The organism is Symplocastrum torsivum (genome assembly GCF_059505465.1).
On the sequence record NZ_JCACKQ010000132.1, the window covers coordinates 19578 to 42668 of the forward strand.

The window sequence follows — 23091 nt, forward strand, 5'->3', positions numbered from 1 at the left end:
TACCGTAAATTTCCATACCTTACTTCTATGACATCTGATTCGGTAGTTGCAATCCCAGGACGTGAACGACGGCAGCAACGCCGTCAATCGCTTTTTATTGAGGTGGGTGTTGTTGCCCTTGCCGCGCTTATCCTCATCTTCTTGATGCCAGTTGTTCTTTCTGGCTTTCGCCTCAGCCTGTTGGGGCGATTTTTGGCGTTAGCGATCGCAGCCCTTGGCATTGATTTAATTTGGGGTTATACGGGGATGCTGAGTCTAGGTCACGGCATCTTCTTTGCTATTGGTGGTTATGCCCTAGCGATGCACTTGCAATTAGCGCCTGTGGATGCGGGTACCCTACCAGAATTCATGAATCTCTACGGGGTGACTGAACTCCCTTGGTTCTGGAAGCCATTTGATTCGTTCGGTTTTGCGGCTATTGGTGTTATTTTAGTTCCCTCCTTGCTTGGGGCGTTGTTGGGCTATCTTGTCTTTCGGAATCGGATTCGGGGTGTGTACTTCTCCATCCTTACCCAAGCCGCAACAATTGTTTTTTTCAACTTCTTCAACGGTCAGCAAAAACTCTTTAACGGTACGAATGGTCTGACGAACTACAAAACTCTGCTAGGGGCGAATGTGAATGCACCGCAGACACAGTTTGTCTTCTACACGCTGACTGTATTATTCCTTGTGGGGTCTTATGCGCTCTCACGTTGGCTGACTAAAGGGCGCTTCGGAAACTTGCTGATTGCGATTCGTGATGATGAGAGTCGTGTGCGCTTTACGGGCTATAACCCTACAGGTTTTAAGGTTTTAGTATTTGGAATTTCTGCGGGTTTGGCGGGTTTAGCTGGGGCGCTTTTTACGCTTCAAACTGGCATCATCTCACCGAAGGCGATGGATATTGCGTTTTCGATTGAGATGGTGATTTGGGTGGCGGTGGGTGGTCGCGCAACCTTGGTGGGAGCGATATTAGGGGCGCTGGTGGTTAATTTTGCTAAGAGTCTTTTGAGTGAGAAGTTCCCTGATATTTGGTTGTTTTTCCAGGGGGCACTGTTTTTGATTGTGGTGACGGTGCTACCGGATGGCTTGGTTGGTTGGTGGCGTTCTCATGGGGTGGAACGGATGCGATCGCTTTTTGGATTACGCAAGCGGGTTATAACGTATCCAAGTCTGGAAGAAGATCCAGAGGTGCAGCGGGAACGAGAGAATTTGGGGGCAAGGGATTAGTTATTTAGTTATTGAGTTATTTGCTCCCCCCTTGCCAAGGGGGTTGGGGGGTCGATGCAGTTGACTATTATTAGGGGCAACAGAGCATGAACAGGAAAATCCTGGAAACGGAGAATGTGACGGTTAGTTTTGATGGCTTTAAGGCACTCAACAACCTGAACTTCAGTATGGATGCTGGGGAGTTGCGGGTGGTGATTGGGCCGAATGGTGCTGGGAAGACGACGTTTTTGGATGTGATTACGGGGAAGGTACAGCCGACGGAAGGACGGGTGATGTTTAAGGGGCGGAATGTGCGCCGTTTGCCAGAGGAGCAAATTGCGCTTTTGGGAATTGGACGTAAGTTTCAGACGCCGCGTGTCTACCTAAATTTAACGCCTCGTGAGAATTTGGAGCTTGCCTGTAATCGTAATAAGAATGTCTTTTCTACTTTGTTTGGGCAGCCTTCGTCATCTGAACGGACTACGGTTAAGGGTTTGCTGGAAACAATTGGGTTGACGCTTAAAGCGGATTTAGCCTCGGCGTTGCTGTCTCATGGGGAAAAGCAGCGCTTAGAAATTGGAATGTTGGTGGCACAGTCGCCAGATTTGTTGTTGGTGGATGAACCTGTTGCGGGTTTGACGGATGAGGAGACAGAAAATGTCGGAGATTTACTTTTAGCTTTGGCAGAAAGCCACTCTATCTTAGTAATTGAGCATGATATGGAGTTTGTTCGTCAAATTGCTCGTAAGGTAACGGTACTACACCAAGGCTCAGTTTTATGTGAGGGGACGATTGATGAAGTCCAAAATGACCCCCAAGTGATTGAGGTGTATCTTGGAGAACCAATGACGACGGCTGAACACTAGGAACTCACAAAATTACATCTTACTTATATCGATAATGAATCAAGTAACAGCCGATTTACCCCTCCCCTCACCAACTCAGCTAATGTTGCAAGCTAGTGGTTTGAATGTTTACTACGGAGAGAGTCACATTCTTCGGGATGTGGATTTGAGTGTACCAGCCGGACAGATGGTTTGTTTAATTGGCCGGAACGGTGTTGGTAAGACGACGTTACTCAAGACGATTATGGGGTTGCTGAAACCTCGCACTGGAACGATTACCTTAGCTGGAGAATCGATTACCAGTAAGTCACCGGATAAACGGGCGAAGTTGGGGATTGGTTATGTTCCTCAAGGACGGGAGATTATTCCTCGTTTGACGGTGAAGGAAAATCTTTTGCTGGGGTTGGAGGCACGTCCGAGTGGGAGGAAGGGTAATGAGGAAGTTCCAGAGGAAATTTTTGCGTTGTTTCCTGTTTTAAAATCGATGTTGTCCCGGATGGGGGGTGACTTAAGTGGGGGACAACAACAGCAACTTGCGATCGCACGCGCTTTAATGGGAAAACCTAAATTACTCGTATTAGACGAACCGACTGAAGGTATTCAGCCTTCGATCATCTTAGAAATTGAAGCGGCTGTTCGTCGTATCGTGCAATCTACAGGGATTTCTGTGCTGCTAGTGGAGCAACATTTACATTTTGTTCGGCAAGCGGATAGATATTATGCCATGCAAAAAGGTGGTATTGTTGCATCTGGTGTAACTAGCGAACTCAGCAATGAGGTCATTCAGAAATTTTTAGCGGTATAGCGCAAAAGAGAGATGAGGTGGGTAGAGAGATTTCTGCCTCAAGGCTGAATTCGTTAGGATGAGGAGCAAACTCGGCAATAGTTTAGATTACAGTCATACTCGCCGTGTCTTTATCTATGCATCCTCTTAATTCTTGCCTCCTCCCCAAGAAAAAGACTAAAGCTGTTCAACCTCAGTCAATTCACAGATTGAGGAGTGTCTCCACTCCTGAGATCTGGATTAATCGCATCACCCGCCACTGGAGTATCCACAAAAAAATTGGCTTTGGTTACTTTTTAGCGATTAGCGTTGCGGTTTTGGGTACGGGAATCGGGCTAATTGTAGGAGAGCATTATGAAGATCAAGCAATTGATAAATTCAGAGGTATCCAGGAAAGATATGAACGGATGGATAAGCTTGAAAAATCAATTTTAGAGGTCAATCTTTATCAGCAACAACTAACGCTTGAACCTGAGAATCCGGCGCGTCAGCAAGAAGACATCAGTGAATTGCTTGCCAGTGTAGATGAAGCTAGAAAATTCATTGCAGAACTTAAGTCTGATTTAAGAAATGACGACTGGATTCCTAAAGAATATGCTTCTAAATTCAAAACATTATTGCAGACTTACGACACGGAGTTGGAAGCGTACACTTTATTAGTACAGTATTTATCGCAAAAAGTCGAAGTTGATTCTTTAACTCTGGCAGAAATTCAGTCCGAAAAACAACGGTTGGGGATGACAAACAAGGGAGAACTTATCCCTAAGTTTAAAAAGCTTTCTAGAACTTTAGAAGAACTAGTTAGGTCGAATTCTGCACGACGAGAGCAGGCAAGGAAGACGATGAGATCTGCTAAGCTTTGGCGCGTGACAATCATCGTTGCCAGTATGGCGCTGTCAATGGCGATTGCAGTGGCTTTAGCTTACTATACAAGTCGTGCGATCGCGCGTCGGATTAGAACTGTAACCAAGGTAGCAAAGCAGGCTACTCAAGAAGGCAATTTCGATTTACAAGCTCCTGTACTAAGTGATGATGAAATTGGTGTCTTAGCCACGTCTCTCAATCAACTTATCCAACAGGTAGCCACTCAAATCCGGGAATTGCAGCAAGCTCAAGGACAACTCATTCAGAGTGAAAAGATGTCAAGTTTGGGGCAAACGGTAGCAGGAATTGCTCATGAAATCAATAATCCTGTTAACTTTATCTACGCCAATCTTGATTACGCCAATAACTACACACAAGACTTACTAGAATTAATTGCTCTCTATCAGCAGCATTATCCTCAGCCCATACCGGAAGTTCAGACAAAAGTTGACGAAGTTGACCTCACTTTCCTGAGAGAAGACTTACCAAAGATTCTAGCCTCAATGCATGTTGGAGCCGAACGTATTCGTAAAATTATTCTCTCTCTACGGAACTTCTGTCATCTTGACGAATCGGAGCTGAAGCGAGTGGATATTCACGCAGGAATTGAGGATACTTTGTTGATTTTGAAACATCGATTAAATCAGGGTATTAAAGTTATAAAATACTATGATTCTCTACCCTTGATTGAGTGCTATCCAGCTCAGCTCAATCAAGTGTTTATGAATATCCTCAGCAATGCGCTTGATGAACTACTAGACCATCAGGAATTATCAAGTCGGGAGATTGTAATCCAAACAAAGGTTATCGGAGCCAATCAAATAGAGCTAAGAATTCGAGATAATGGGTCTGGAATTCCCCCAGAACTAAAAGATAAGATATTTGACCCCTTCTTCACAACCAAACCTGTTGGTAAAGGAACAGGGATGGGATTGGCAATTTCTTATCAAATAGTGCAGCAACACGACGGAAATATTGAAGTTTTTTCCAAGCCAGGTCAGGGAGCAGAATTTGTATTGAATTTGCCAGTTTCTAAGTAAAACTAGGTGGAGTAACTTCCCTTTTTATCACAGGTCATGATAGATAAATTTCTTGCGATCGCACAAACCGGGAAGAATGAATGGTGGCGTTATCTTTTAGGCATTCTCCTCACTTTCTTTTCTTGGCAAGTAGTTGGTGTTGTTCCTTTCATTCTTTTGGCAGTTTTTATCCAATCTGATTCAAGCGCTGAAAGTAAATTTAATCCTCAGACTTCCAAGTTTGAAGGAGTTGAGCCAATCTTTCCCTATATAGGGCTTAATTTAGCTTTTGTATGTTTTTTGATTGGTTTATATATCGCCGTTCGCTTCATCCACCAGCGTCGTTTTATAACCTTAGTCACTCCAAGCAACAAAATTAACTGGAGTAGGATTCTCCAAGGTATTGGGGTTTGGTGGATTCTTGCTACTTTGATAAGTGTAATTGAGTCGATTATTAGTCCAGAAAATTACCAATTAACCTTTAATCTCGGCAGCTTCTTGATTTTTGTTCCAATCGCTTTAGTGCTAACGTCTCTTCAAGCTAGCACTGAGGAGCTTTTCTTTCGGGGCTACTTAATGCAGGGAATTGGTCTAACCACAAGAAAGGCAATCATTCCAATAGTTGGTACTTCTATTTTATTCATGCTTCCTCATCTTTTGAATCCAGAGGTGAAAGCTGGTTTTTATCTTTTAGCGACTTACTACTTGCTTCTGGCATTGTTCCTCGCCTTTATTACCGTCAAGGACAATAGTTTAGAGCTAGCTTTAGCCGCTCATATAGGAAACAACTTATTTGCTGTGTTATTTGTTAACTATACTGATTCTGCTTTACCATCACCTTCAGTTTTCACAATACAGAAGATTGACCCAGTCTACAATTTAGTCAGTAGTCTTGTGGTTTTTGCAGGGTTCTATTGGTTCTTTTTTATCAGGAAAACTAGCGAGAGAAGGTCTAATTAAACGGTTACTCAATCCCTATACTCGTTTGGTTGTGCGTTCTGCTGATATTCGTTTAGCAGAAGGCGATCGCACGAGTTGCTGGATGTAATCTCAGTGAGGCAAGAGACTTGATGAAGAATTTGCCGGGGATATTGCGATCGCCTTTATACAAACACCAAGCACAACGCCTTGTACGAGAACTTAGCAAAGCTCAGGTTAAAGCTCACATGGTTCCGATTGCAAGCAACACCAATCAATCAGGCTTAATTTAACTCCTCTTTAATGTGAATTGTAGTCAAAGTGGACTTTACACAATTCATTTTTTTCTAGTGAATCGGCTACTTCATTTCTCTTGTTATATCAAATACCTTAATGTTTGCTACAGATACTTGATCCCCCCTAGCCCCCCTAAAAAAGGGGGGAGCAAAATTGAGTTTTAAGTCCCCCTTAAAAATGGGGATTTAGGGGGTTCCATCCGTAGTATTCTTTTTTCTATTTGATATTAATGACTCACCATCCACGGTCGTCCTTGCCGTTGTTGGCTATACCGTGATGTTGCAGCTTCCTGATCTTGAGAACGCTTAATTGCCGCTTAACAAACTGTAATTCTCAATGCAGATAGAATAATTATCTTAAATTATCGATTATCAAAATTACGTTTTTCCGTAAATTTACGGTTACATCTCAAGAGGTAAGCATTTTATAATACTCAAGTCGTTGTAAGGAATAAATCTATGTATGAGAACGATTTAGTTCCAGTGAATGCTCAAGCAAACAGCGTCGAGACTATTTTGCAAGCCGCGAAAAAGCTCCCTGTAGACCAAAGAGCTGAACTGGTGGAGACGCTTTTAGGTGAAGAATCAGGTGTTGTAGTGCTATCTGCAAATAGTCATCTAGTTGATTATGTTATTGCACAGATGAACCTTTTGTCTTCAGAAGGTTTAGCTTATGTCTTAAAAGCGATCGCATCACGAATTGCTGCTGATGGTCACTGTTCTAAAGTCTGATTCGGCTCAAGAAAAACCCCGCCTGCATCGTTATAGCGGGGTTCCGGTCATCTAGTGAGTGTGTATTTCATAAGAACTAATTTTTTGATAAAGGTACTAATTCTTTGTACTTACAGATGTATTTCAGATTTTGTTAAGATATCTGAATTCAATTAGGTTTTCTATTGTGACTCAACTTGACTTGATTCAATCACTAGTAAAATCAAGTATTGGCATAGTTATACTCAGCAGTATTTCACTTCTTTCTCACCCGAAATTTACCTCGGCGCAACCTAAGATTAGTGTTTGTTACGCAGCTCATGTTCAAAATCGAGGATGGCAGCCTGAAGTTTGTAATGGTGCTGTAGCTGGAACGACTGGACAAAGCCTTCAAATAGAAGCGATTAAAGTTCGGCTGACACCTGTTTCCCCCAATCAATTTATCTGCTATCAAGTTTATGTTCAGGACATTGGTTGGCTCTCCAAAAACGCTTGTAATGGTGAAATAGCGGGAACAACGGGGCAAAGCCGTCGTATAGAGGCGATTAAAATTTGGGTAGGCGGGATTGAATATCCAGGTGTTTGTTATCAAGCGCATATTCAGGAGATTGGCTGGCAACCTCATCCACATTGCAATGAAGCGATCACGGGAATACCTGGACAAAGTCGTCGCCTAGAAGCTATACAAATCTTTCTTTCGGAATTCCCTCCGCCCAGACCTTAACTTAGAGACATCTAGCAATTTTGTATCAACAACATCAAAAAACCCCGCCGACAATGACAACGGGGAGAAAAAATCTGGGTAGAACGATTAAACAGATTTTTTGAGTCAATGATTGTTACGCACTTGGCTTAATCGCTTTTAGACGACGCTCATCTATTTTCTTACCAGGAATGAGGTTCAAGATTTTCATAGCTTCCAGGAGCGTCTTCGTCGTGAAGTTTAGCTTGAAGTAGAAAGGCTCTACACGGTTGCGGTTACGGGGAGCTGGCTCCCAGATGCTCAGGCGGTATCCTTGAGTGAGTGGCTCAATTTTGTAGTAAATCATCATAGTAGTGCACCGATTGAAGTAGATGTTGAGATGGACTCCTAAAACTAATGTGCTACAAGAGCAAGCAACAGTCCATAGCTACATGCTCTAAATAGTTCATCAGTTAGAGCGGTGAGTCAATCTCTAGAACAAAGCGATCGCGCTCTTAACGCTTTTGTACCCTCTTCCCTAGGGAAGTACATCAGCTTTAGGCAGAGAAATTGGTTCCTCTAGGTAGAGGCGTTAGGTTCCAGTTCAAAATAAATATAGAACCGGTTCTTCAGCAATATTGCCACTGAATGCAGCAAGATTCTGTCCATTCCTATCGATTTAGCTGGTTTGATTGGTTTTGTCTTTGGTATCCTCCAGGTTGGCTGATTTTATTCAACCGCCACTGGCAACGCTACCAACCCAATCCTGAGGGCTGGAATTGGCTGGAATATATCTTGTTCCTAATTCCAGGAGGATTTTATCTGGCGCTCTTGCTTCGCTGGCTACGTCTTGGTTGCCGCTTCCCTCGTCAAGAAGTTGGGCAGTTTAACCCCAACTATCAACAAGCCTTTCGAGATGAAGTCCTTGCGCCAATTGTGAGGCATTACTTTCGGGCTGAATTGCACCACGTTGAAAATCTTCCCCAAACTGAGCCATTGATTGTGGCAATGAACCATGCAGGAATGTGTTTTCCTTGGGATTTTTTAGGATTAGCCTATCTCTTGAGCGAGACACGGGGATGGGTTGTGCAACCGCTAGCTGATATCTCCTTATTTGAGCACCCATGGGTAATTTGGTGGCTTCCACCAGGATGGTCACAAGTTTTGGGTGGTGTTCCGGCCCAACTCAATGAGTTTGAAGCAGCGGTTGCTCACGAAACAGTTCTGCTCTATCCTCCAGAGGGTTTACGTGGCCCTGCTAAAGGTTGGTTAAAGCGCTACCAACTTGAGACTTTCCATCCTAGCTTTATTCGGTTAAGCGATCGCTACCACATCCCAATTCTGCCAGTAGCTTGCATTGGTAATGAGTTCTTACATCCTTGGACATTTAATCTCAAAAAACTGGCAAAGCGATTTTACTTGCCCTTCTTGCCCCTCTCGCTTTTGATGGTTGTCTTCTTACTGTTCCCTTCAATGGGTGTCTGGGCAATGAGAACAAAGCTACGCTATTACCTTCAACCCCTCTATCAACCTTGGACAGAAGTAGAACCAGTGCAACAGCAACAGACTCACTCAGGAGAAGTGCGCTCAATCACTTACCAAGGGGCGCAACGATTACGCGAGAAGCTGCAAATTACTATTAATCAGCTTATAAGCCGCAAGCTAGATAATTCGTAACCTACAAAATGTCGGCGTTATTTGTGTGAATTGCAACTCAGCTAATGCTTAAAACTTAAAGCTGAAAAAAGGTAGGTCATGGTCATTGTGGGTCACTAACAACAAGGTAAATACCAAAACCGTACTGATAATCGTAAACGACAGGGCAATTGGTCCTTTTCGACTCAAAAAGCCAATTATGAGTACAAAGCCAAAAAAAAGAATCGCTGAGAAAATTAAGTCTAATCTTCTCATATTCCAAGCTATTAAAGGGTCTTCAAGATTTGTAAACATAATATAACGTAGTTGATTTTCGTCAATATTTGTAGATTAACAACAGACATAACCTCTTTATGTAACACATCTTACCGTCCTTTATCTTGACACTTCATTTATTACTAAAGGAGTAGGAAGACAAAGGACACAGTAAGGGCAGGTGTTGGACAACATGGAGATAAGAAGAGGCACAAGGGAGATAATACAGAGAGTTGATAAAATTGGAGACTTGAGAGCCTGTAGAGTAGATGTACCAGTTTTCTCCAAAATCTCACTTTCTCTTTCTGCGATATTTGCCCAAGCTTGGTGTGAGGCAGTAGGGTACAAATGACTCAAGTTTCAATGTCCACTCTGATTGCTGGGGCACGTTCAGGTCAGCTTGTGAGCTTTCCAACCGATACGGTGCCAGCCTTAGCTGTGCGTCCAGATTGCTCAGAATTGGTGTTTGCCGCTAAGCAACGGAATCAAGCAAAACCATTGATTTTGATGGGAGACTCCGCTGAGTCTCTTTTGCCGTATATATCTGGCACAGTTCAGGAATTGGAGATTTGGCAGCGAGTCGCAAAGCAGTATTGGCCTGGGGCACTGACGTTGGTGTTACCTGCATCTGCTAAAGTTCCGGCGGCGATGAACCCAACTGACTCGACGACGATTGGAATACGAGTGCCAAACTCGGAAATTGCGATCGCTATTCTATCTGAGACTGGCCCTTTAGCGACAACTAGCGCCAATCGTTCTGGTGAACCGCCTTTGCAAACAATCGCGGAAATTGAGGAGCAGTTTCCTGAGGTTCTCACACTCCAGACTACTGAATTAGAAGCGGCCAAACTAGTAACTACGGGTGTCCCTTCTACAGTTGCTAAATGGACACAGGGTCGTTGGGAAATCTTGCGCCAAGGAGCTGTCCAAGTGGATAGCTAAACCTTTTAGATTATCACATTTTAGTATGTACATCCTGATGTGTAGAAAATAGGGGGATCGCGTTCAAGGATAGGTTTCTACTATGTGCCATCAATAAGGGGAGTTGGTTGGTCACCGTCCTCCAAACCCTTTACCCTGGTTAGATTTCGACCAAATCAGCAATTCGCCATTTTGACCGCCAGCAGCAAGTTGATGTCCTTGGGGATGCCAAGCCAGACAGGAAAAACCGTCAGGTGAGCCTTCCAAAACTTGTGCAACTTTTTTGGCTTTGTGCCAAAGACAAATTTGACCGTCGTCAGCGGCTGATGATAAAAGAAAGGTGTCAGGTTGAAAGGCTAAAGCCTGTACCATGCCGTCATGAGCCTCCAGCACTCGACCGTCCCAACCGCCTAACTCGTCAGCCTGCTTTTCCCAAATCACAACACCCTCCACGCTAGAGAGGGCTAATACGGGCGCACCTACTGATGTCACTGGCTTCGACCACACCAGATTGCGGATTTTACCGGGAAAGCCGCGCATGACCCAAGGGTCGAGGTAGCCCCATTCCCAAACCGTTAGGGTGTTGTCCAGATTGCCAGCCGCCAAGTAGTTGCCATCAGGCGACCAAGCGATCGCGACACTAGCGGTAGGCAGAGCAAAGAAACAGGGGTCATCATTCCAATCAGCAGCATTCCAAACCTTAACTCCTTTGTCGCCACAGACGGCTAGATGCTGTCCCGATGGATGCCAGGACATCCCCAGTACCGACGACTCCTCAAAATTGAGTGTCGCTACCACTTCACCTGCATCGGCATCCCACACTTGGACGTGACGCTTCAAACAAAAGGCAAGCTGGTTGCTTGTGGAACTCCAACTGAGCTTGTCAACCCAAGCTGGGGCATTTTCTAGGGTGTGCAAGGGTCTACATCTGTATACTCCTGCATCTGGATGCAAACGCCAAATTTTCACCCGTCCATCCTGTCCACTAGCCGCGAGAAATTCTCCATCCTTTGAGAAAGCAAGGCAGTCTATCGACTGACCCTCACCGAATTCTATGGGAATAAAAGACCACTTAATCTCGCTTGGACTGGGTAAATTTTGCCAAAGTATTACCTCCCCTGAAGCAGAACCGATAGCTAAAGTTTTCCCATTCGGTGACCAGGCGATCGCGGTCACATATTCCGAAAGTGTCTCCGAAAAGTGTCGGTCAAACAATTTCTTGCCAGTAGCACCTAAGCGATACACACTAAAAAGTCCTCTCCTCGTTTTCATAATGATAATCATTATCAAAGAAAGAAAGAAGAGTCTCACCTCATAAATTTCAGGAATTCGTCAAGTTGTTAATTGCTGCTTCGGAGTAGCAATTAACAACTTGTTCTCTATCCTTTAGCCTCTCATGCCGCCTCTATTTCCTCTACAAGCTTAATACCCAGCCGATTAGCCGCCATAGGTTACCTTAAAAAAAACGGCTATGCTTGAGAAGATTTAATTTTTGAGCAGCACAGCACAGATTTTAGATTTAATTTTGGTTAAAGGCATGGGCGAAATGGATTTGATCTATTTGGTAGTTGGCATTGGGTTGGGAGTTGTCGGGAGCCGTATTGCTCGTTCCAGTAAGGAGCCAGCGGTTTCTCAAGTGTCTGTCCCCCAAGCAATCCCTCCAGAAATCCCCCAGCCTCTTGAGGAGGTTAAGGAAGAATCCTTGTCTCTTAACGATGAACTGCAACCGCTGAAAGAGCAATTGAAGCAAACCCAGTTGGCTTACCAAATGGCTCATGAAATGAGTCAGTTTAAATCAGGATTTTTAGCGCGGACTTCTCACGAGTTGCGATCGCCTTTAAGCAGTATGATTGGCTTGCATCAGCTAATTTTGTCTGATCTATGCGATTCTCCAGAGGAAGAACGAGAATTTGTTGCTCAAGCTAATGCTTCGGCATTAAAACTGGTGAAACTGCTAGATGATGTGGTTAAGGTGTCGAAAACTGAACACGGCACAAACCAATTGGAGCTGCGCTCCTTGTCGTTGACAAAGGTTTTTGAGGATGTCCATCGTCTAACCTATATGCAAGCAGCAAATCGCAATCTCCGACTGGAGGTAATTCCCCCTGACCCTGAAATCTACGTTTTAACAGACGCACAGCGTTTTCAGCAGGTGGTGATGGGTATTGTGGACTCCGCTATTGCTCAGATGGAAGAAGGCAGCATTCGAGTGTCTGCCGCTTGCTCCCCAGAGTCTAAAGAGGTTCAAATCTTGTTTGATATCCAATGTCCAACTGAACTTTGGAGTGAGTCGATAGATTTACTGTCAACAACACCTGAGGTACAAAAGCAAGCTAGTGAAGTCACAAAAGGTTCACCAGGGCTAAATTTGTTGATCGCTCAGAGCCTTCTCGAAGTAATGCAGGGAAGACTAGAAGTGCTGTCAGCGTCCGGCGAAGAACCCAGTAGTGATTCTCCTAACCAGAAGATTACCGGAATTCAGTTTTTTATGCCCCTAGGGACTCTTGAGACTGTAGAGCAGGTGTCGGCATAGAGTTATGGATTGGCTGATTATACAACACCATCGTGGTGCTGGAGTTACACTCAAAACCAATGCGTTCGTAAAAACTTTGTTGATGGGTGGTCATTAGGTAGACGCGCTCTACACGGTTCATCCGAGGGTGGCTAAGTACAGTTTCTACCAACTTGCGCCCTAATCCTGCACCACGATAGTCAGGGTGGACGACGACATCCCAAATTGTTGCCCGATAAATACCGTCTGATGTGGCTCTTGAAAATCCAATCAGCCGCTCACCATCCCAAACAGTGATTACGGGTTCACTATTTGCGATCGCAATTTCCCAGTCTTCAAGTTTTCGGTCTTTTGCCCAAAAGGCTCCCAGGCGGAACAGTTCCTGAAGTTGGTGGTAATCGATTCGAGACTTGCGATCGCAAAATTGAATGCTGCGGCAATCCATTGACCAAAATTCCTTCTGAATTTTTTTTTCAAGATTGACCTGATTAGTGATGCCAGCTCATCAGTATTTAGGCTGAAGAGTTGCCTGAATTGCTTGATTCAGATCAACCACAAATGACTATGGTAACGATTTCTTACAACTTTACAACCTTGAAGCCATTTTTTGTTAAGAGTTCCTGACATTAAGAGTGAGCGAATGTCACGGTGAAGCAATTATGGCTTGGATTAAGAAAGAACTAAAGGTGCTTACTTTAGCATCATTTGCTACCTAGACAAAACCACTCAGCCGTAAAGCTTGTCAAGAACTAGCCGTAGATAGAAGTAGACCTCAACCGTAGATTGATAAGGTATGGATGAGTTCTCCTGATACACGTTATGACCTCAAACCACACTCCATCCCCTCGCCTCAAGGAAATTTTTCGAGTCATTCTTTCGGTAGCCATCATTTTTGTGGGAATTACACACTTTGTCAAACCGGAAGAATACGCCAAAATCGTTCCACCCCAACTTGGGGATAAATTAGCAATGGTTTATGTCAGTGGCTTCTTTGAGATTTTGGGTGGTATTGGCTTACTGATTCCGTTTGTAAGTGTTGCGGCGGCTTGGGGGCTGATTGCACTGTTCATTGCAGTATTTCCAGCAAATATCTACCAAGCGATTCATAGCATTCCAATTGAAGGCATCCCCCATCATCCTTTGCTGTATTGGTTTAGGCTTCCGTTTCAAGCTGTTTTCATTGCTTGGGCATGGTGGTATACCCGAAAGCCAGAGGAACAACCTGGAGCATCTGGCGTTGCATCTCAAGCAGAGTAATCTTTTAATCGTTAGAGAACGAGTCTAGAGAGTTGTCCTTTACAAATTGACCGATGTTGTAATTGGTGGAACTTCTTTATCCATCGTACAAATTAAGCGCTTGCAACACTTCAGCCAACGAGTTAACTTCTGCTGGCTTGAGTAGGTAGAAGTCCAGTCCTAATTCATAAGCACGAGGTAAATTGCGATTGCCCTGTGCTGTTAAAGCAATGACTGGTAATTCTTTGAATAGTGGTTGTTGGCGTATCCACTTGAGCAGATCTAAACCGGACATTCCCGGTAGCCTCAGATCCAGGGAGATCAAGGCAGGTAAGGGGTATTGAGTGCGATCGCTATAAGGTTCCTTTCCCTCAAGATAGCGAATTGCATCCTCTCCAGTTTCGACAACTTGAAGGACAAACCCTGCCTTCAGTTGCCGAAAAGCTCGTTCCAAGGAAAAAAGGTCAGCTCGCTCATCTTCAACCACTAAAACTGTCTTTTGCTGTACTCCTGTCATCTCTACTATTCCCTGTCACTCCTGTCCGAGTGAATGGTTGAAAGAGAGCCAGTAGAGTTCAACGACTCGTACCATCTCTAGTAGAGCATTAGGAGCAGGGGGCTTAGTCAAGTAAGAATTGGCTCCTAGTGCGTAGGCACGCTCAATATCAACCTTTTGATCAGAAGAGGTTAGAACCACGACTGGTAGATATTTGAGATTAGACTCATTCCTCAGCCAGCTAAGAACTTCAAAGCCAGAGCGTCGCGGGAGTTTGAGATCGAGCAACATTAAACTTGGCAGTGGATAGCGATCGCGATCTTGATAGGGTTCTTGTCCACTTAGGTAATAAATTGCTTTTTCTCCATCGGTGACGACTTCCAGAGAACTGACTAGGTTTGTTTTGCGGAATGCCCGTTGAATTCTAAATACATCTCCCGGATCATCCTCCACCAGCAAAATTGTAGAACTGTATGAATTGTTCATCTCACGGTTTGCAACTCTACCCAAAATCGACTTCCTTGAGTGGGAACTGACTCTACACCAGCCTGTCCACCCAAACGCTCCGCACCTTTGCGTACAATTGCCAAACCAATTCCTGTACCTGGATAAGTCTCTCTACCATGTAGCCGCTCGAAGACACCAAAGATTTGCTCTTGATATTTTGGTTCAATACCAATACCGTTGTCTTGGACCCACAGACGCACCCAGTTATCCTGCTCTTGTGCCCAAACTTTAATTTGCGGTTGGACTCCTGGAGCAACAAATTTCACAGCATTCGATAGCAGGTTAGCAAAAATTTGCACCAATGTAGGACGATGCCCCATCGCATTGGGCAAGTCTTCTGCAACGATGATTTCAGCATTGCGATCGCGTAACTCTGACTCTAGTTGTGTCTGGGCTTCTGCGACAACTTGTGCTAAACGAACAGGTGTAAGCTTAATCTCTTCTCGGCTGAGGCGACTGTAGGCTAGCAGATCTTGAACGAGATTGTTCATGCGATCGGTGCCATCAAAAACCTGCTGAATATAGTCGTGGGCAGTTTCGTCTAGCTCGTCACCATAATCTTCTAGTAAGGCTTGAGCGAACCCTTGAATCCCTCGTAAGGGGGCACGCAGATCGTGAGCAACTGTGTAAGAGAAGGCTTCCAATTGCTCGTTGGCTTCTTGGAGTTGGACAGTACGCTTTACAACTCGCTGCTCTAGCTCAGTAGCATAGTCCTGAAGTTGCTTGCGTAACCTAGATTGTTGAATAGCGATCGCTAATTGACTGGTCACTTCATGGGCAGTTTCCTGAGCCTTAGGATTGAAAGCATCAGCCTGAGTCGCTAGCAAATTAAGACTACCAATCAAGTTATCCTCAACCATAATCGGCACAACAAGAAAGCTGTGATAGTTCTCAGTTAATAACCTTTCTAGCGCAGGCGGACGCTCAATGAGGGCTGCAATGTCTTTGATGTAACAAATAGGCTTACACTGATCGAGCAGGTCTAAGGGAATTTGCTTTGTAATTGGTACTACTGCTCCAGCCGTATCTTCAGTAACTTGCCCTGCTAAGATTTTGCCTTCATTAGTCTCAAAGTTAAATAGAATCACTGCACCCTGTTCAAAAGCAAAAATGTCTTTCAACTTCAAAAGCATCTCATGAGCTAGTGATTCAATCGGTTGGACTGCCAAAATCGCTTGGTCAATCTCATGCAAAGCGGCAAGGCGTTGAGCTGAGTACTGTGTAGCTTCTGTCTGTTCCTTAGCAATGCTCAGGGCTTGCTCATAGTTGCGAGATACGGAGTGGATTTGATGCCAGATAAAATAAGCAAGAATGATTCCGAGTAAAGTCGCCAGAGCAACACTACTGCCGATGACAACTTGAGTAGTACCTCGAACTCTTTGACTTCGAGCATCCCGCAACCGCTCTTCAGTTTGAATGAACTCACTCATTTCACGGCGGATTACATTCATCAACTGATTACGATTCTTTATGATCGCTGTTGGTGGTACCTCACCCTTCTGTTTGGGGGCAATCAGTAAAGGATTAGATTTGCTCCACTCCTGATATCGCGACCTCATCTGAAGTAGGCGTTGAACTTGAGGAGGATTGTCTGAAACCAGAGTAATTAAGGCTTGAAAAGAAGGTTCGACAAGTCTGTCAGCTTGTTGATAGGGAGCCAGAAATTCCGAGTCATCCGTTAGCCGGTATCCACGAATACCGGATTCTACCTCGGTAACCAGCCTTTGCGTTCGATTCGCTTGAGCAATGACCTGATCTGTATGCTCAACCCATTCCATTGCCAGCAAGAGGCGACTGATTTGCCAGATAGACACACCCGCCAAGAGTAGCATCAGTAATAAGGGCAGGGTGATAACGCTGATTAATTGACGCCTAAATAAAACTTGGGGAGGCGTGAATACCATATTGCTAGGCTACTCATTGGCTTTAATAAACTGAACTGTACAAATGATAAGAGATAGCCGAACGATAAATATGCAAGGATTTTAGCTACCAATGCCCTATTTCAGTAAGTTCAGCCGCTGACCATCTTAGCGCCATGCGATCGCGAAGTGCTGCTTTCAGCAGATTGCAAAGGTGACATCACAAAAGCAATCTAACGACAAGCCTCACCATCGGCAAGTCACACTCAAACGAAGCCAGAAGTCTTTGAGCCGTCTGGTGTATGCGGTTGTTAGACGGCTCAGCGCAACGAGCATCTTTCAAGATTCCTAGGGGTACTGCCAACCTGATCACTTTTTCGCTAGAGCCTTGTACCACTTAGTAAAGGTCGGTAGATGGGTACGGCAAAAGTTCTCGGTGTCAATTTCTACCTCGTAGCCCAAGCTCACAAACGGTGGAAACATTGACATTGCACCCTTTAGCTTAGCGGCAGCAGGTGTACCCGGTTTGCTCACTTCAATGTAGATCTTCTGCAAAAGCTGAAGTAATTCATCAGGATACTGCCTGCTGGTTTGCAGTTGCCCGACTTGCTCTACGAGTTCTGCCACCACAATTTCCGCCTCTGGCTCAGCAATTTCAACTTGGGTCGAGCGTGTCGCTAAAAGCTGCCAGTATTCTTCCTCAAAAGGACGCATCTGCTTACGTAGCTCCTGAATGCCTAACTCTATGCGAGTATGCTCCTCAAAGGGAGCTAAAATCTTAGCTTTCTCTTTACCTGCTATTTGCTGGCGAAGAAGTTCCAGATGCTCTTCAACTGTACAAAGACGATCGTTTGACATTTGGTTAGATTCTATAGTTGCTTTAATAAACTGATTAGATGTTGACTTAGGTCGCTTAACCGAGGTTGGCTTAGGTTGTGCTTTTCTCTCTGCGGGTACTTCAGGCTGAGGTATAGACGCTGGTTTTGCTTTAACCTGAACTGTTCTTGCCACAGGCTTAATTCCAAAGATATCTAGCCAATCTTCAGTAGAAAGGCTATTCTCTATAGCTTCTACTGCTAACTCATCAACTGTGTTTTCAACTAATAAGCGTTTGTCAATCAGTTTTTTCTTAATCCGCTCTTCAACTGTTCCCTTCATCCAAAAGCTGTAAACGGTTACACTAGATTTCTGACCAATTCGATGAGTTCGATCCTCTGCATTCTGCATCTTTGCTGGATTCCACGGATGATCGAAATGGATAACGTAAGTCGCTTCAGTCAGCGTTATGCCATAACCCGCAGTATCAATGGTTGCCAAAAATACTGTGATATCTGGATTACAGCGAAAATCCCTTACTGCTTGATTTTTCTGTTGATTAGAAATCTTACCTGTGTAAATAACATATTTGATTCCTTTATCATCCAGTAGTCTGGCAATTTTATCCGTTCCTTCTTTCCGGTACTGTGAGAAAATTAAAACTTGGTTCTTGTTAGCAGCAATTGTTTCCAGATATTCCAGCAATAATTCTGTTTTCGGACTTTCCGAGCGCTCCTTTGCAAAATTACAAATCTGCTTCAATTCCCCCAGCAGTGCAAAAATATGTTGTCGAACCTGAATAGTTTGTTCTACACCTAAAGATGTCTCAATTTTTTGCCGACCTGCCTGTAGTGTTCGGTTATAGTCTGCCTTCTGATACTCATCCAACTCTAGCCAATCTTCCTGCCGCACCTTATCTGGAAGCTCTTGCAAAACATCCTGCTTCAATCGGCGCAACATATAGGGGTCGATTGCTGCTTTCACAGCTTCAGGAGAATCTTCAACGCTACCTCTAAATGTAGCTGGACGGATAAAAGCAAACAGTGACTTCACATCATCCAGGCTATTTTCGATCGGTGTACCTGTCAGCGCCCAACGATATTCTGACTGTAAACATCGAATAGCTTGCGAAGTCTTAGTCTCTCTATTTTTAATTTTTTGTGCCTCATCCAAGATGATGCAATCAAACTTGTTCCAGTCAGTCAGAACTTGGTTCCGTATATCTGTACGCAGCGTGTCATAGGTTGTAATGTAAACGTGAAAAGGGCGTTCCCAAGCAAGCTTCCGCTGCTCTTGATTACCACCGCGAATAACTGCAACTTCTAGCTCTGAAGCCCAATGATAAAAGTGTCCACTCCATCCCTCTGAACTGCCAGTTTCAATAGTCAAGTCAACACTACCAATCACAGCAGGTGGGCACACAATTAACACTGACCGGATTTTTCCTTGACGAAAAAGTAAACGCAAAGCATTCACAGCCTGAACCGTTTTACCAGTACCCATTTCATCTGCCAACAGAGCTGATGGTTGATCTACCAGCCAACGAATTCCCTCCTGCTGATACCCGCGCAGTTCATGATAAAAATCTAACTCCTTGGGAAACTCTAGCGAGAGTGGAGGCAATAGAACTGGTAGCAAAAGCTCCCACTGGCTTGGAGAGCGGGTCAGTATTTTGTCTCTACTCGGCTTGCGTCCTACGGCTTGCTTGTCTTCACCGTCTGAATTACTTTGTTTCTGCTGAACTTGACCAAAATACTGCCCAAAAATATCAGGTTCACCCAACGCACAAAACAAGTTTTCAGATACCTGAGGAGCAGGAGTAAGAACTTTCTCATATTTGAAAGTCTTAGTGGGTGTGAGCAGATCCAGATAATTCTGTGAGCATGTTACTCCTTCAAGGAACCAGTCAGTTAAGTCATAAACTTCTGGTTGTGGAATGCTGATGCCAGCACTACTCTGAATCTTAGGAACAAATAGAGGTTGTTGAATCTCATAAACTTTTGGTGTTTCTAGTAGGAGATCACCGGATGGGCTACTCCTTGTCATCACCAAGCAGAGATTATCAGAGGTGAAGATGGCTGGAAACTGAAAACTGTGTCGATAAACAACAGCAGATTCCATCATCCAACCTGATAGCAAGTAGATTTCTGGAGATCTAACACCCGATGCAATACGAGTAATCTGCCTTGCAATTCCACTAATTAGGAACATAGGTGTTAGCTGTCGCCCACTTTACGACTATGCGCGTCTGTACATGCCTCAGTGAGACGAACGAACGGCTCCATTAAGTCCCTGCTGCAAAAGATTGATTGCAACTGCTGTGAAATCTCTGTCAACTTTGGCTCGAATTGACCAGAAGTATGAAATTTAACTGGAGGATGACCAGAATCTGGTGAATTGAGTGGTTGGGTCGAAGCCCGTGTATTGAGGAGATGTTTATCTTCTTTCAGCATGAGAATTGTCGGAATCTCTTGCTTAGCATTCATGCCCAGAAACAAGATATCTTGGACGATAATCAGGTTAGGCTTTTGCTGGAGAGCATTCAGAAGAGGTAAGCCAATCAGTTCTACAGACATATGCTCATCCAAAAGCTCACCATAGAGTATCTTTTGGAGCTTATCAGGACGAATAGGCGCTGTTACTCGAAATTCTAGAGGCTTCGTTTCTCTATCAGTTACCAACACTGCTCCACGGATAGCAGCACCATTCTCAAAGCGATGTATTCCGAGGAAGCTGATCGTGCTGATCGTGGCAAATTCCATAGCACTTCAAACGTAGACAGCAAAAACCAGGTAAGCATATTAGGAAATACACAGCCTGGGTATTATTCTACGGAATTTTTTTAGGCTGTACGAGAAGAACCATTCCATGAGATCAGTTTTTATGTAAGGGGGGGGAGCAATCAAAGAATACGTGCGACGCTACATAATAAAATTCTCTCAAACCTATTTTCTGAATTGCTAAAGCGACAAATTGAGCAATTTAACGTTGAAATTAACCTGAACTCAAACAGCATAAGTTCTAATCCAGAATTCCAACTTCTGGTTAAACGTGATCTGTGAGCGTGCCTACCACGAGGTGTAATAGACTTTTTGCTCCAAGTACGGGGAAAGGGGAAAGGAATCTGTCATCCCTTTCCCCTTTTCTCTAGCTTTTGCAAGCAGTCTAATCTGTAGCTGCTTAGAACAAGAATCAGAAATGATTTTTTACTCGATACTAAGCAGTACTATACTTCTACGCTTTCAGCCAACGGGCGGCATCTTTGGCGTGATAGGTGAGAATCAAGTCAGCACCAGCACGCTTGAAGCCGAGTAATGTCTCCATTACAACACGCTCTTCATCAATCCAGCCGTTGAGGGCAGCGGCTTTCACCATGGCATACTCACCAGAGACGTTGTAGGCGGCAACGGGTAGATTAGTTGCTTCCTTAACACGGCAGATAACATCCATGTATGCCAAGGCGGGTTTGACCATCAGCATATCAGCCCCTTCGGCAATATCGAGTTCAATTTCCTTGATGGCTTCACGCACGTTGGCAGGGTCCATTTGGTAGGTGCGGCGATCGCCAAATTGAGGTGTAGAATCAGCAGCATCTCGGAAGGGTCCATAGTAGGCAGAGGCATACTTGGCGGCATAGGAAAGGATGGGTGTATCCTCAAACCCCGCCTCATCTAAGCCTTCCCGAATCGCTTGCACAAAACCATCCATCATGCCCGATGGTGCAATAATATCTGCACCTGCCTTAACTTGAGAGACGGCTGTTTTTTTCAGTAATTCTAGCGTTGGGTCATTGAGGACGCGACCTGTTAAATCACCAACTTCCAAATAACCGCAGTGACCATGACTTGTATATTCACACAAACAGGTATCGGCGATGACCACCAACTCCGGGACGGCTTCTTTCACTGCCGTAGCCGCTTTCTGGACAATGCCGCAATCATGCCATGCGCCTGTTGCGTCTACATCTTTATCTTCAGGAATGCCAAACAAAATTATTGAGGGGATGCCAAGATCGTAGACTTGCTTGGCTTCTTCAACAATTTTGTCTACCGATAGTTGGTAGACTCCTGGCATTGATTTAACTTCTTGAGCAAACCCTTTGCCTGGTACAGCAAACAGAGGGTAGATTAAATCATTGGTCGTCAGAACATTCTCGCGCACCATCTGGCGCAGTGGAGTGGTTCTGCGGAGGCGGCGAGGACGGTGAGTTAGCTGAGTGCGATTTGAGACTGGAGGCATTGATCGGTTGGGAGAGACACAGGGAGCATATATTTCGCCTTCTTTAGTTTCTATGCTTCTCATATCGAACTCAGACTGGTTTGGGAGCATGGCTAATGTTAAAAAACTAATTTACTTGTAAACAGGAAACAAAAAGACTATCTCCACTATGGAGGCGTGTTAACAGTTTAAAGCCTAGTTTTCTCCCCTTACTCTCAGAATAGGTAACGTTCTGTTAAATATGATTTGGATTGGGGATTAGTGACTGGGGTTGGGAAGGAGAAAATTTCATCCTTATCGTTGTGCCCTAGCCTAAGCGCGGAGGATTCCCTTAAAAAAAGAAAGCACCCACATAGGGTGCTTCTAGAGTTACCAGCAAACGGTTTAGTGCTGATGCCAAGAGAGTTAAGCCTCAGTAGCAACGAGTTCGGGTTCAGCGATTACTTCCGCTTCTCTGGCGTAAACACTTACCTTCTTACGGGTTTTTCCTTTTCTCTCGAACGTGACAATGCCATCGATTAGGGCAAAGAGAGTGTAGTCACTGCCAACACCCACGTTGTTGCCGGGATGAAATTTAGTCCCGCGCTGACGGACTAGAATATTGCCAGCTCTTACAACCTGACCACCGAAGCGCTTAACGCCTAGGCGTTGGGCATTCGAGTCACGACCGTTGCGAGTACTACCAGTTCCTTTCTTATGAGCCATAGTGTCCTCTTGACGTATCTTTATATTTACTATTCTGAAGCAGCTTCGGCTGTTTCTTCAGTTGTAGGCGCTTCGGTCGTTTCGTAGGCGGTTGGTGTCTCGTCTTGTTGTGCCGCCGCAGAAGCCAAAGTAGAACCATTCATACTGATGGAGTTAATCATCAGACGAGTAATTTCCTGGCGGTGTCCACGCTTCTTACGAGTCTTTTTCTTCGGCTTCATCTTGTAGACGATGACTTTGCGACCGCGAAAGTGGCGCATCACCGTACCTTCGACTGTTGCCCCTTCAACGAAGGGTTGACCAATTGTTACTTCACCGTCGTGCTGAACGAACAAAACACTTTCGAGTGTTATGCTCTCCTCGGCTTCGACTGGCAGCAGCTCAATGTCATAAAAGCGACCGGGTTCGACTCGCACTTGCTTGCCACCCGTTTCGATAATTGCGTAGCTCATTGGGATTGTCCTATAAATTGCCGTACAGGTAGCTGGTTAAGGTCTCAAATACAAGTTATTGAGCAACTTTGCCAGCGTTTGCTATGTCTCCACCTGATCCGAGCAGGTAATAGCGCACAATCTACTATTATCTTAGATTTAGTAAAAA

Annotated in this window: 24 protein-coding genes; 13 read left to right on the plus strand and 11 right to left on the minus strand. The window is 44.6% G+C overall.

Features of this window, described 5'->3' with window-relative positions; translation table 11 throughout:
• The first annotated feature begins 27 nt into the window (after nucleotides 1-27).
• From urtC to AC5JL3_RS33160, 8 genes are all read left to right on the plus strand, one after another.
• Nucleotides 28-1209, plus strand: a complete 1182-nt coding sequence (gene urtC / locus AC5JL3_RS33125) for an urea ABC transporter permease subunit UrtC (RefSeq protein ID WP_496078504.1) — start codon at nucleotides 28-30, stop codon at nucleotides 1207-1209.
• An 86-nt stretch (nucleotides 1210-1295) separates the two neighbouring features.
• On the plus strand, nucleotides 1296-2054 hold the full coding sequence (gene urtD, locus AC5JL3_RS33130) for an urea ABC transporter ATP-binding protein UrtD (protein WP_496078505.1): 759 nt from the start codon (nucleotides 1296-1298) through the stop codon (nucleotides 2052-2054).
• Nucleotides 2055-2136: 82 nt separating this feature from the next.
• On the plus strand, nucleotides 2137-2838 hold the full coding sequence (gene urtE / locus AC5JL3_RS33135) for an urea ABC transporter ATP-binding subunit UrtE (protein WP_496078626.1): 702 nt from the start codon (nucleotides 2137-2139) through the stop codon (nucleotides 2836-2838).
• Between the two features lie 188 nt (nucleotides 2839-3026).
• Nucleotides 3027-4721, plus strand: coding sequence for a sensor histidine kinase (locus AC5JL3_RS33140; protein ID WP_496078506.1), 1695 nt, complete (start codon nucleotides 3027-3029; stop codon nucleotides 4719-4721).
• Nucleotides 4722-4757: 36 nt separating this feature from the next.
• Complete coding sequence (locus AC5JL3_RS33145; protein WP_496078507.1) at nucleotides 4758-5660, plus strand: CPBP family glutamic-type intramembrane protease; 903 nt, start codon at nucleotides 4758-4760, stop codon at nucleotides 5658-5660.
• A gap of 110 nt (nucleotides 5661-5770) precedes the next feature.
• Complete coding sequence (locus tag AC5JL3_RS33150) at nucleotides 5771-5911, plus strand: hypothetical protein (protein WP_496078508.1); 141 nt, start codon at nucleotides 5771-5773, stop codon at nucleotides 5909-5911.
• 462 nt (nucleotides 5912-6373) lie between these two features.
• Nucleotides 6374-6646: a hypothetical protein gene (locus AC5JL3_RS33155; protein ID WP_496078509.1), complete on the plus strand. Its 273-nt coding sequence runs from the start codon at nucleotides 6374-6376 to the stop codon at nucleotides 6644-6646.
• 166 nt (nucleotides 6647-6812) lie between these two features.
• Nucleotides 6813-7349, plus strand: a complete 537-nt coding sequence (locus AC5JL3_RS33160; protein ID WP_192218176.1) for a hypothetical protein — start codon at nucleotides 6813-6815, stop codon at nucleotides 7347-7349.
• Between the two features lie 115 nt (nucleotides 7350-7464).
• On the opposite strand, the gene AC5JL3_RS33165 is transcribed toward AC5JL3_RS33160, so the two are convergent.
• Entirely contained in the window at nucleotides 7465-7677 is a 213-nt protein-coding gene (locus AC5JL3_RS33165; RefSeq protein ID WP_496078510.1) for a hypothetical protein, read from the minus strand.
• Nucleotides 7678-7955: 278 nt separating this feature from the next.
• On the opposite strand from AC5JL3_RS33165, the gene AC5JL3_RS33170 reads away from it, so the two are divergent.
• Entirely contained in the window at nucleotides 7956-8984 is a 1029-nt protein-coding gene (locus tag AC5JL3_RS33170; protein WP_496078511.1) for a 1-acyl-sn-glycerol-3-phosphate acyltransferase, read from the plus strand.
• 582 nt (nucleotides 8985-9566) lie between these two features.
• Nucleotides 9567-10160, plus strand: coding sequence for an L-threonylcarbamoyladenylate synthase (locus tag AC5JL3_RS33175; RefSeq protein ID WP_496078512.1), 594 nt, complete (start codon nucleotides 9567-9569; stop codon nucleotides 10158-10160).
• 111 nt (nucleotides 10161-10271) lie between these two features.
• Here AC5JL3_RS33175 and AC5JL3_RS33180 read toward each other — a convergent pair whose 3' ends face one another.
• The gene (locus AC5JL3_RS33180; protein WP_496078513.1) at nucleotides 10272-11411 is read right to left on the minus strand and encodes a WD40 repeat domain-containing protein; all 1140 of its coding nucleotides are present in this window, start codon (nucleotides 11409-11411) and stop codon (nucleotides 10272-10274) included.
• Nucleotides 11412-11631: 220 nt separating this feature from the next.
• Here AC5JL3_RS33180 and AC5JL3_RS33185 point away from each other — a divergent pair, with 220 nt between their 5' ends.
• Entirely contained in the window at nucleotides 11632-12672 is a 1041-nt protein-coding gene (locus tag AC5JL3_RS33185; RefSeq protein WP_496078514.1) for a sensor histidine kinase, read from the plus strand.
• Here AC5JL3_RS33185 and AC5JL3_RS33190 read toward each other — a convergent pair.
• Nucleotides 12626-13096 carry a GNAT family N-acetyltransferase gene (locus tag AC5JL3_RS33190; RefSeq protein WP_496078515.1) on the minus strand — a complete coding sequence of 157 codons (471 nt, stop codon included), beginning with the start codon at nucleotides 13094-13096 and terminating at the stop codon, nucleotides 12626-12628. The two genes, AC5JL3_RS33185 and AC5JL3_RS33190, sit on opposite strands and share 47 nt — an antisense overlap.
• A gap of 374 nt (nucleotides 13097-13470) precedes the next feature.
• Here AC5JL3_RS33190 and AC5JL3_RS33195 point away from each other — a divergent pair, with 374 nt between their 5' ends.
• Entirely contained in the window at nucleotides 13471-13908 is a 438-nt protein-coding gene (locus AC5JL3_RS33195) for a DoxX family protein (protein ID WP_496078516.1), read from the plus strand.
• A gap of 76 nt (nucleotides 13909-13984) precedes the next feature.
• On the opposite strand, the gene AC5JL3_RS33200 is transcribed toward AC5JL3_RS33195, so the two are convergent.
• The 3 genes from AC5JL3_RS33200 to AC5JL3_RS33210 are packed head-to-tail and all read right to left on the minus strand — an operon-like array spanning nucleotide 13985 to nucleotide 16794.
• Nucleotides 13985-14404, minus strand: a complete 420-nt coding sequence (locus AC5JL3_RS33200; RefSeq protein WP_496078517.1) for a response regulator — start codon at nucleotides 14402-14404, stop codon at nucleotides 13985-13987.
• Nucleotides 14405-14419: 15 nt separating this feature from the next.
• Nucleotides 14420-14869: a response regulator gene (locus tag AC5JL3_RS33205; protein WP_496078518.1), complete on the minus strand. Its 450-nt coding sequence runs from the start codon at nucleotides 14867-14869 to the stop codon at nucleotides 14420-14422.
• Nucleotides 14866-16794, minus strand: a complete 1929-nt coding sequence (locus tag AC5JL3_RS33210; RefSeq protein WP_496078519.1) for a CHASE3 domain-containing protein — start codon at nucleotides 16792-16794, stop codon at nucleotides 14866-14868. Before AC5JL3_RS33210 ends, AC5JL3_RS33205 begins: the two co-directional genes overlap by 4 nt.
• Before the next feature lie 172 nt (nucleotides 16795-16966).
• On the opposite strand from AC5JL3_RS33210, the gene AC5JL3_RS33215 reads away from it, so the two are divergent.
• Nucleotides 16967-17104, plus strand: coding sequence for a hypothetical protein (locus AC5JL3_RS33215; protein WP_496078520.1), 138 nt, complete (start codon nucleotides 16967-16969; stop codon nucleotides 17102-17104).
• Nucleotides 17105-17121: 17 nt separating this feature from the next.
• Here AC5JL3_RS33215 and AC5JL3_RS33220 read toward each other — a convergent pair whose 3' ends face one another.
• From AC5JL3_RS33220 to rplU, 5 genes are all read right to left on the minus strand, one after another.
• Nucleotides 17122-19779: a DEAD/DEAH box helicase gene (locus AC5JL3_RS33220; RefSeq protein ID WP_496078521.1), complete on the minus strand. Its 2658-nt coding sequence runs from the start codon at nucleotides 19777-19779 to the stop codon at nucleotides 17122-17124.
• Nucleotides 19780-19784: 5 nt separating this feature from the next.
• Nucleotides 19785-20330, minus strand: coding sequence for a hypothetical protein (locus tag AC5JL3_RS33225; protein WP_496078522.1), 546 nt, complete (start codon nucleotides 20328-20330; stop codon nucleotides 19785-19787).
• 472 nt (nucleotides 20331-20802) lie between these two features.
• Nucleotides 20803-21807 carry a porphobilinogen synthase gene (gene hemB / locus AC5JL3_RS33230; protein ID WP_496078523.1) on the minus strand — a complete coding sequence of 335 codons (1005 nt, stop codon included), beginning with the start codon at nucleotides 21805-21807 and terminating at the stop codon, nucleotides 20803-20805.
• A gap of 384 nt (nucleotides 21808-22191) precedes the next feature.
• A complete protein-coding gene (gene rpmA / locus AC5JL3_RS33235; protein WP_192216864.1) occupies nucleotides 22192-22491 on the minus strand; it encodes a 50S ribosomal protein L27 in 300 nt (99 codons plus the stop codon).
• 29 nt (nucleotides 22492-22520) lie between these two features.
• Nucleotides 22521-22943 (minus strand): 50S ribosomal protein L21, encoded by a 423-nt coding sequence (gene rplU, locus AC5JL3_RS33240; protein WP_496078524.1) that lies wholly within the window; start codon nucleotides 22941-22943, stop codon nucleotides 22521-22523.
• Nucleotides 22944-23091 lie beyond the last annotated feature (148 nt).